Origin of the sequence: Cupriavidus sp. IK-TO18, assembly GCF_015549295.1 — a bacterium.
In the GTDB taxonomy this organism is placed as follows: Bacteria; Pseudomonadota; Gammaproteobacteria; order Burkholderiales; family Burkholderiaceae; genus Cupriavidus; species Cupriavidus oxalaticus_A.
Genome location: NZ_JADGMP010000035.1, coordinates 305,539 through 313,537, shown reverse-complemented (window position 1 = coordinate 313,537; position 7,999 = coordinate 305,539). Strand labels below are relative to the sequence as shown.

The window sequence follows — 7,999 nt, the reverse complement described above, 5'->3', positions numbered from 1 at the left end:
ACCACGTCCATGCACGCCTGCATGATGCCGACCGGGCCGCCCGACAGCACGGCGCGCTCGTAGTCCAGCCCGCTCATCAGCACCCTGGCGCCGCTGTTCTCGGCGCCGAGGATGTTCTCGGCCGGCACCTCCACGTCCTCGAACACCAGCTCGCCGGTGTGCGAGCCGCGCATGCCCAGCTTGTCCAGCTTCTGCGCCACGGAGAAGCCCTTCATGCCCTTCTCGACGATAAAGGCGGTCATGCCGCGCGCGCCCAGCTCGGGCTCGGTCTTGGCGTAAACCACCAGCACGTCGCAGTCCGGACCGTTGGTGATCCACATCTTGGTGCCGTTGAGCACGTAGCGGTCGCCTTTCAGTTCCGCGCGCAGCTTCATGCTGACCACGTCGGAGCCGGCGTTGGGCTCGCTCATCGCCAGCGCGCCGATCCATTCGCCCGACACCAGCTTGGGCAGGTACTTCGCCTTCTGCGCGGCCGTGCCGTTGCGATGGATCTGGTTCACGCACAGGTTCGAGTGCGCGCCGTACGACAGGCCCACCGACGCCGAGGCGCGGCTGATCTCTTCCATCGCGATCATGTGCGCCAGGTAGCCCATGTTGGCGCCGCCGTATTCCTCGGCCACGGTGATGCCGAGCACGCCGAGGTCGCCCATCTTCTTCCAGGCGTCCATCGGGAACTGGTCGGTGCGGTCGATCTCCCCCGCGCGCGGGGCCAGTTCGGCCTGGGCCCAGGTACGCACGGAATCGCGCAGCATCTCGATGTCTTCGCCGAGGTCGAATTTCAGGCCGGGCAAGGTAGTCATGGCAGTGTTGTCTTGAAAGTTCTGGTAATCGATGTCGGCGTGGGGATCAGGCCGTTTTGGATTCGCTGAGGTTCAGGTCGCGCACCATCTGGTCGCGCATCACGAACTTCTGCACCTTGCCGGTCACCGTCAGGGGCATCTCGTTCACGAAGCGGATGTAGCGCGGGATCTTGTAGTGGGCGATCTGGTTGCGGCAGAACTCGCGGATCTCTTCCTCGGTGGCGCTTTCGCCCGGCTTAAGCACGATCCACGCGCACACTTCCTCGCCGTACTTCTGGTCCGGCACGCCGAACACCTGCACGGCCTGGACCTTGGGATGGCGGAACAGGAATTCCTCGATCTCGCGCGGGTAGATGTTCTCGCCGCCGCGGATCAGCATGTCCTTCACGCGGCCGACGATATTGCAGTAGCCCTCTTCGTCGATGGTGGCGAGATCGCCGGTATGCATCCAGCCATCGCGGATGGTTTCGGCGGTGCGGGCTTCGTCGTCCCAGTAGCCGAGCATCACCGAGTAGCCGCGCGTGCACAGCTCGCCCTTCTCGCCCACCGGCACCGTGGCGCCGGTGGCATCGACCACCTTGACTTCCAGGTGTGGCTGGATGCGGCCGACGGTGGTGGTGCGCTTGTCCAGCGGATCGGTGGTGCTGCTCTGGAACGAGACCGGGCTGGTCTCGGTCATGCCGTAGGCAATCGTCACCTCGGACATATGCATCTGCGATACCACGCGCTTCATGGTCTCGATCGGGCACGGCGAGCCGGCCATGATGCCGGTGCGCAGCGAAGAGAAGTCATAGTCGCCGAAGCGCGGATGGTCGAGCTGCGCGATAAACATGGTCGGCACGCCGTGCAGCGCGGTGCAGCGTTCCTCGCTGACGGCCTGCATGGTGGCTTCCGGCTCGAAGGCTTCGCCCGGGAACACCATCGCTGCGCCGGTCGAGACGCACGCCAGCACCGCGAGCACCATGCCGAAGCAGTGGTAGAACGGCACCGGGATGCACAGCTTGTCCTGCTCGGTAAAGCGCATCGCCATGGCGATAAAGCGCGCGTTGTTGACGATGTTCCGGTGCGTCAGCGTGGCGCCCTTGGGCGCGCCAGTGGTGCCGCTGGTGAACTGCACGTTGATCGGGTCGTTGCGGTCGAGCTGCGCGGTGATGGCGTCGAGCGATTCGCGGCCCACGCCGGCGCCACGCGCCACCACGTCGTCATAGCGGATCATGCCCGGGGTCTCGCCCGCGCCCATGCGGATCACCCAGCGCAGCGACGGCAGCCGCGCGGCCTGCAGCGCTCCCGGCTCGCTGGTAGCGAGTTCCGGAGCCAGCGCCTGCAGCATCTCCAGGTAGCGCGAGGTCTTGAACGCCTCGGCCGCGACGATGGCCTTGACGCCAACCTTGTTCAGCGCGTACTCCAGCTCGGACAGCCGGTAGGCCGGGTTGATATTGACCAGCACCAGCCCGAGCCGCGCGGTGGCAAACTGCGTCACCACCCATTCCACGCGGTTGGGCGACCAGATGCCGACGCGGTCGCCACGGACCAGGCCGAGCGCGTGCAGCCCCGCCGCCAGCGCATCGATGGCCTCGGCGAACTGCTGCCAGGTCCAGCGCACGCCCTGCTCGCGGAAGGCGACCGCGTCACGCTGCGCAAAGCGGGCGACGGTCTGCGCCAGCAGCTCCGGCACCGTCTGCTCGGACAGAGGGATATTGGTTTCGCCTCGTACATGCGACAGCCCGCCCAGGGGCAGGATGGTGGATTGGGACTCGCCCTGCATCGTCATACTGGTCTCCAAAGCTCGGTGGCGTTCCGTGCGCCCGGCGTTTTGTGAGTATCACTCAATTCACGCCGTGGTCATTGTCTTTGATGGGCTGGCGGGACATCACATCAGGGAAATCCCTTAAATCCTTCGGCACCTGCCCTCGCCCGCCGGTGCGGCCTGTGGCGCCGACGAGTGAAAAGTACACGCTCGGGAGGCAGAACGCAATATTAATTTTGAGCTTTACTCAAGTTTTGGCGAGCGGCGCACTATAATCCTCGCCACGAGACCGACGTCCACACCCCCGACAACATGGAAGACACCAGTTCCCGGCGCCGCGTTCCCGCCGGAGCCAAGGCCGAGCAGCGCATCCGCGACATCCTGCGCGTGAGCCGCGACGTGTTCGCCGAGCTTGGCTACGAGCGCGCCACCACCACCGAGATCGCCCAGCGCCTGGGCGTCTCCGAGGGGACGGTCTTTACCTATTTCCACGGCAAGCGCGAGCTGTGCGTGCGCGTGATCGAAGACTGGTACGACGAGATCATCAGCACGCTGGAACAGGGCATGCCGCACGGCCAGCCCACCAAGGCGCAGCTGGAGTTCTACGTGAAGACGCACCTGCGCCTGTTCCTGATCCAGGGGACCGGGCTGTGCGCGCTGGTGCTGTCGGAAGGCCGGGCCAAGGGGCCCGGGCTGGGCGAGGTGTTCCTGCCGCTGCAGCGCCGCTATACGGCGCCGCTTATGGATCTGCTGGCGCGGGCGCGCAGCAATGGCGAGATCCGTGGCGACCTGCCGCTGAGCCTGCTGCGCTCGGCCATCCTGGGGCCGATGGAACACATCCTGTGGGATGCGATCGCGCGGCAGCGCGAGGTCGATATCGAGAAGACCGCGCGTGACATGGTGGCGCTGCTGTGGCCGGCGCTGCAGCCGGTGGACCTGGAGCTGGAGAAGCTGCGGGGCTTCTACGGCGAGGTCAGCGCGGCACTGCGCAAGGCGACGAAAGACTGAGGCACGCCGGCGTGGGGCCGGCGTGCTGGCTGGCGTGCGTAAGGCTTACTTGCCTGGCGCTCAGGCGCTGAAACCGCCGTCGATCATCAGGCTGGCGCCTGTGACAAAGCCCGCTTCAGGACCCGCGACATAAGCCACCATGCCGGCAATCTCCTCCGGCGTGGCATGCCGCTGCAACGCCATCAGGCTATGCAGCGCCGCGCCGAAATCCCCCGCTTCCGGGTTCATGTCGGTATTGGTCGGTCCCGGCTGGATGTTGTTCACGGTGATGCCGCGCGGCCCCAGGTCGCGTGCCATGCCCTGCACCAGCCCCAGCAGCGCGGACTTGCTCATTGCATACGCGCTGCCGCCGGGGAACGGCATGCGTTCGGCATTGGTGCTGCCGATGTTGATGATGCGGCCGCCCTCGCCCATGTGCGTCAGCGCCGCCCTGGCCGCCACGAACACCGCGCGCACATTGACGGCCAGGGTCTCGTCGAAGTCTTCCAGCGACAGGGTCTCTACCGATCCCAGCCGCAGCACGCCGGCGTTGTTGACCAGGATGTCAAGCTTGCCGAACTGGCGCGCAGCGTCGTCGATGGCGCGGGTCAGCGCGGCGGCGTCCGCGGCGTCGGCCTGAAACGCCAGCGCGCGTCCGCCGGAGGCTTCCACTTCCTCCGCCAGCGCGTTGGCGCCGGCCGCGGAGCTCTGGTAGGTGAAGGCGACGGCGGCGCCTTCGCGCGCCAGCCGGCGCACGATTGCCGCGCCGATGCCGCGGGCGCCGCCGGTAACGAATGCAGTTTTTCCTGTCAGGGTGGCCATGGAATGCTCCGGGAAATGGTTGGTTGGCAAACCCAGTATCGTTCGCGGATTGCCCCTTCGCTAGCCACAAGCCGGCATCAGCTTTTTCAACCGTTGGTATAAGCTGAGGCCATGGAAGCCCTGAACCTGCTCGAATCCTTTGTCCGGAGTGCCGAAGCCGGCAGCTTTTCGGCGGCGGCACGCCAGCTCGGCATGACGCCAGCGGCGGTCAGCAAGAACGTGGCGCGGCTGGAGTCGCACCTGGGCTTGCGGCTGTTCCAGCGCAGCACGCGCCAGCTGACGCTGACCGCCAGCGGCGAGCAGTTCCTGCGGCAGGTCTCGGGCCCGTTCTCGACCTTGCGCGATGCCTTTGCCAGCGCCTCGCAGGACGCCGGCAAGCCAGCGGGCACGCTCAAGGTCAGCATGGCCCTCGCCTTCGGCCGCGAACACCTGGTGCCGCTGCTGGGCGAGTTCCTGCAGCGCTATCCGGCGATCGTGCCGGACTGGCATTTCGACAACCGCCCCGCGGAGCTGATCCAGGACGGTTTTGACGCGGCCATCGGCGGCGGCATCGAACTGACCGACGGCGTGGTGGCGCGCGAACTGGCGCGGACCTGCATCGTCGCGACCGCATCGCCCGCCTATATGGCGGGCAGGCCCATGCCGGGCCACCCCGGCGAGCTGGCCGCGCTGGACGGCATCGTGCGGCGCTCGGGCCCGACCGGCCGGCTGCGCACCTGGACGCTGCGCAGCGAGTCGGGCGAAGAAGCACCGGTCACGCAGCGCACGCGCATGATCTTCGACGACCCCGAGGCAATGGCGCACGCGGCCATGCTCGGCTACGGCGTGGCCCTGCTGCCGACGCCGCATGCGGCGCGATGGCTGGAAAGCGGTGCGCTGGTGCGCCTGCTGCCCGGATGGCATGCCGACAACGGGCCGATCTCGCTGTACTACCCGAACAAGACGCTGCTGCCGCCGAAGACGCGCGTGTTCATCGACTTCGTGGTAGCGGCGTTCCGCGACCACGGGCTGGCGGCGCGCTTTGATGCCGGCATCCGGCCGGTGCGTTAAGCCGCGCCAAGGCACGCTAAAGCGCGCCAAGTCGCATTGAGTCGCGTGCGGCCGGCGCATGCCCACGCGCCACGCATCTCCAGCGTGACGAGAACGGCCCTGCGGCGGCGTGCCGGCCCGTTTGACTAGGGATAGAGAACGACCTAGGCTAAGTACGCTTGAAGTCCACTTCCGTGCGCGGACGCTGCCATGCCGGCCTGCGCGATCTCGCGGCATGTGACCGGCGTAGAACAAGGAGGGCTAACCATGAACATGCGGCCGGATCCCACGTTTTACCCGTCGCCCCAGCTCGCGATGAGCGCACCGCCGGAAGAATTCGCCTACACCCTGCTGCTGAGCCCCGACGGCTCGCGCCCCGACGCACTGGCCGTGATCGACGTCAAGCCCGGCTCGCCCACCTACAGCACGGTGGTGCATACCGTGCCGATGACCAACAAGGGCGACGAGCTGCACCACTTCGGCTGGAATGCCTGTTCCTCCGCGCTGTCGCCGCTGACCGGCCACGCGTTCCTGGAGCGGCGCTACCTGATCATTCCCGGCATGCGCTCGTCGCGCATCTATATCGTCGACACCAAGCCGCATCCCACGCAGGCGCGCATCCACAAGATCATCGAGCCGGACGAGATCATCGGCAAGACCGGCTACTCGCGACCGCACACCGTGCATTGCGGCCCCGAAGGGATCTACGTCAGCACGCTCGGCGGCGCGGGGCAGGACGGCACCGACGGGTTCCCCGGCATCTTCATCATGGACTGCGAGACCTTCGAGGTGCTCGGCCGCTGGGAAATCGACCGCGGCGAGCAGGAGAAGCACTACGACTTCTGGTGGAACCTGCCGCGCGACTACATGGTGTCGAGCGAGTGGGCCTTGCCGCCGCAGTTCGAGAACGGCCTGGTGGCCGAAGACCTGCTCTCCAACAAGTACGGCCACAAGCTGCACTTCTGGGACCTGCGCGCGCGGCGCAATGTGCAGACCATCGACCTGGGCGCCAACCACCAGATGGCGCTGGAAGTCAGGCCCGCGCACGATCCGGTGCGGGAATACGGCTTTGTCGGCGTGGTGGTCGACACCACCAACCTGGAAGGCTCGATCTGGACCTGGTGGCGCGAAGGCGGCAAGTTCCACGCGGAAAAGACCGCGACCATCCCGCCCGAGCCGGCCTCGGCCGACCTGCTGCCGCCGTTGCTGCAGGGCTTCGGCGCGGTGCCGCCGCTGATCACCGACATCGACCTGTCGCTCGACGACAAATTCCTGTACGTGTCGTGCTGGGGCACCGGCGAGATGCGCCAGTACGACGTCACCGACCCGCGCAAGCCACGGTTGTCGGGCTCGGTCCATCTCGGCGGCATTGCACGGCGCACGCCGCATCCGAACGGCAAGACCTTCGCCGGCGGCCCGCAGATGGTCGAGATCAGCCGCGACGGCAAGCGCGTTTACTGGACCAACTCGCTCTACTCCACCTGGGACAACCAGTTCTATCCAGACGGCGTGCCCGGCGTGCAGGTGATGGGACGCGCCGAGCCGGAGGGCGGATTGGCGCTGGCCGATGACTACTGGCTGGAATTCCCCGACGGCTACCGCGCGCACCAGGTGCGGCTGGAAGGCGGCGACTGCTCGACTGACTCGTTCTGCTATCCGTCGGTCCGGTCTTGACGGCGTTCTCCTGGGAGCATGCCGGCCTGTGGTCGGCGGTCCTGGCCAGCGGCATCTATCACGGCCTGAATCCCGCGATGGGATGGCCGCTGGCCGTGTCGAACGGGTTGCTGGCGCGGCAGGACCGCGCGGTGGTGTCGGCGCTCGGATGGCTGGCGCTGGGCCACCTGCTGGCGATGATCGCGGTCATGCTGCCGTTCGGCGTGCTGGCCATGGTGGCCCGCTGGCAGGCGCCGCTGCAGTTTGCCGCGGGGTTGCTGGTGATCGGCTGGGGGCTGGCGCTGCTGGCCTGGCGCCGCCATCCGCGCTCGCTGGCGCGCATTCGGCCGGGGCGCCTGGCGCTATGGTCCTTCGCCGTGGCAATCGCGCATGGCGCCGGGCTGATGCTGGTGCCGATCTATCTCGGGCTGTGCCGCGCCGACGAGGATGCCGGCCACAAGGCCGCCGCCGCGCTGATGGGCGCCAATGTCTCGATGGCGCTGCTCGTGTCCGTCGTGCATGCCGCGGCCTTGATCGCCACCGGGGGCGTGGTGGCCTGGCTGGTCTATCGCTATGTCGGGCTTAAATTCGTGTCGCGCAGCTGGTTCAACCTCGACGTGGTGTGGGCGCTCAGCCTGGTGCTTGTCGGTGGGCTGGCGCTGGCATTCAGCGGCATCCAGCTGCCATCGCCGCATTAGCGCAGACGAGCCGAACCACCCGCCCGGCATTATCGCCGCCACCAGCACGGCATCGGCCCGGAGTGGTTTGCCCTTTCCTTGCGAAGTGGATATGATGCCCTGAACCTCGTTTTCAATCTTCTTCAGAGGAACTGAGCGATGGACATCACGGCGCGCGCTTTCGATAATTTGTGCTCACGAAGCATGCATGCGCTGCCGTTTTCCCAAGTTGCGGCCAAACCCTCGCAAATGGGCGCTGCAATGACGATTCCGCGCCGGCTCGA

Annotated in this window: 7 protein-coding genes; 4 read left to right on the top strand and 3 right to left on the bottom strand. The window is 66.9% G+C overall.

Annotated elements, in window-relative coordinates:
• Positions 1 to 800, bottom strand: an 800-nt coding sequence (locus IPF36_RS28495) for an acyl-CoA dehydrogenase family protein (protein WP_195431633.1), incomplete at its 3' end; no start/stop codon positions are given.
• 46 nt (positions 801 to 846) lie between these two features.
• Complete coding sequence (locus IPF36_RS28490; RefSeq protein ID WP_195431631.1) at positions 847 to 2,571, bottom strand: AMP-binding protein; 1,725 nt, start codon at positions 2,569 to 2,571, stop codon at positions 847 to 849.
• A gap of 288 nt (positions 2,572 to 2,859) precedes the next feature.
• Between IPF36_RS28490 and IPF36_RS28485 the strand changes: the two genes are divergently transcribed.
• Entirely contained in the window at positions 2,860 to 3,555 is a 696-nt protein-coding gene (locus IPF36_RS28485) for a TetR/AcrR family transcriptional regulator (protein WP_135703848.1), read from the top strand.
• Between the two features lie 60 nt (positions 3,556 to 3,615).
• On the opposite strand, the gene IPF36_RS28480 is transcribed toward IPF36_RS28485, so the two are convergent.
• Positions 3,616 to 4,356 (bottom strand): SDR family oxidoreductase, encoded by a 741-nt coding sequence (locus IPF36_RS28480; protein ID WP_135703847.1) that lies wholly within the window; start codon positions 4,354 to 4,356, stop codon positions 3,616 to 3,618.
• Positions 4,357 to 4,467: 111 nt separating this feature from the next.
• Here IPF36_RS28480 and IPF36_RS28475 point away from each other — a divergent pair, with 111 nt between their 5' ends.
• The 3 genes from IPF36_RS28475 to IPF36_RS28465 all read left to right on the top strand — a co-directional run bounded on the left by IPF36_RS28475 (position 4,468) and on the right by IPF36_RS28465 (position 7,736).
• Positions 4,468 to 5,406 carry a LysR family transcriptional regulator gene (locus tag IPF36_RS28475; RefSeq protein WP_135703846.1) on the top strand — a complete coding sequence of 313 codons (939 nt, stop codon included), beginning with the start codon at positions 4,468 to 4,470 and terminating at the stop codon, positions 5,404 to 5,406.
• Positions 5,407 to 5,652: 246 nt separating this feature from the next.
• Positions 5,653 to 7,059 carry a selenium-binding protein SBP56-related protein gene (locus tag IPF36_RS28470; RefSeq protein WP_133095136.1) on the top strand — a complete coding sequence of 469 codons (1,407 nt, stop codon included), beginning with the start codon at positions 5,653 to 5,655 and terminating at the stop codon, positions 7,057 to 7,059.
• Positions 7,056 to 7,736: a hypothetical protein gene (locus tag IPF36_RS28465; protein ID WP_135703845.1), complete on the top strand. Its 681-nt coding sequence runs from the start codon at positions 7,056 to 7,058 to the stop codon at positions 7,734 to 7,736. The genes IPF36_RS28470 and IPF36_RS28465 overlap by 4 nt, the downstream gene beginning before the upstream one ends.
• Positions 7,737 to 7,999: the final 263 nt, after the last annotated feature.

What these genes read in the sequence shown, in the direction of transcription:
- IPF36_RS28475 (WP_135703846.1), top strand. Translation starts at nt 4,468, where the DNA reads ATGGAAGCCCTGAACCTGCTCGAATCCTTTGTCCGGAGTGCCGAAGCC.
- IPF36_RS28485 (WP_135703848.1), top strand. Translation starts at nt 2,860, where the DNA reads ATGGAAGACACCAGTTCCCGGCGCCGCGTTCCCGCCGGAGCCAAGGCC.
- IPF36_RS28490 (WP_195431631.1), bottom strand. Translation starts at nt 2,571, where the DNA reads ATGACGATGCAGGGCGAGTCCCAATCCACCATCCTGCCCCTGGGCGGG.
- IPF36_RS28480 (WP_135703847.1), bottom strand. Translation starts at nt 4,356, where the DNA reads ATGGCCACCCTGACAGGAAAAACTGCATTCGTTACCGGCGGCGCCCGC.
- IPF36_RS28470 (WP_133095136.1), top strand. Translation starts at nt 5,653, where the DNA reads ATGAACATGCGGCCGGATCCCACGTTTTACCCGTCGCCCCAGCTCGCG.